The sequence below is a fragment of the Bacillus sp. LR--39 genome, from assembly GCF_053613335.1.
This window is the reverse complement of sequence record NZ_JBSIOT010001060.1, coordinates 1-644: the sequence shown is the minus strand read 5'-3', so window position 1 is coordinate 644 and position 644 is coordinate 1. Positions and strand designations below refer to the sequence as shown.

Annotated in this window: 1 protein-coding gene; it reads left to right on the top strand. The window is 50.2% G+C overall.

What is annotated here, in order from left to right; all coding sequences use genetic code 11:
• On the top strand, positions 1-644 hold a 644-nt coding region (locus ACWHAR_RS28420), incomplete at both ends, for an undecaprenyl-diphosphate phosphatase (protein ID WP_452088614.1).

Genomic DNA, 644 nt, shown 5'->3' with positions numbered 1-644 from the left:
ATGATTATTGTTGACGATGTCTGGCTGAAATCGAAAGAACTGCTTACGCCGGAGGCGGCGAATACCTTTAAAGTCGTGATTCAGCTCGGCTCCATCCTTGCCGTCGCCATCGTATTTAAAGACCGGATTCTCAATCTTTTAGGCATGAAGAAAAACATTACGGAAGAGCAGAAATCGGGAAACCGCCTTTCCATCGCCCAAATCGCTGTAGGCCTTGTTCCCGCCGCTGTGCTTGGATTTTTATTTGAAGACTATATTGATCAATACTTGTTTTCCGTCCGCACCGTTGCGGTCGGTCTCATCGCCGGTGCGGTGCTGATGCTCGCAGCCGACTGGATCAATCGGCGCAAGGATACGACAGATTCGGTTGATAGGATGACGTATAAGCAGGCGCTTGGCATGGGGCTGTTTCAATGTCTGGCGCTTTGGCCGGGCTTCTCGCGCTCGGGTTCGACGATTTCAGGCGGGGTTATTCTCGGCTTGAGCCACAGAGCGGCCGCTGATTTCACCTTCATCATGGCGATTCCGATCATGATGGGTGCAAGCCTGCTCTCTTTAATCAAAAACTGGGCATATTTGAGTGCAGACCTGTTGCCTTTCTTTATCTCACGGTTTATCAGCGCTTTTATTGTCGCTCTTTTTGT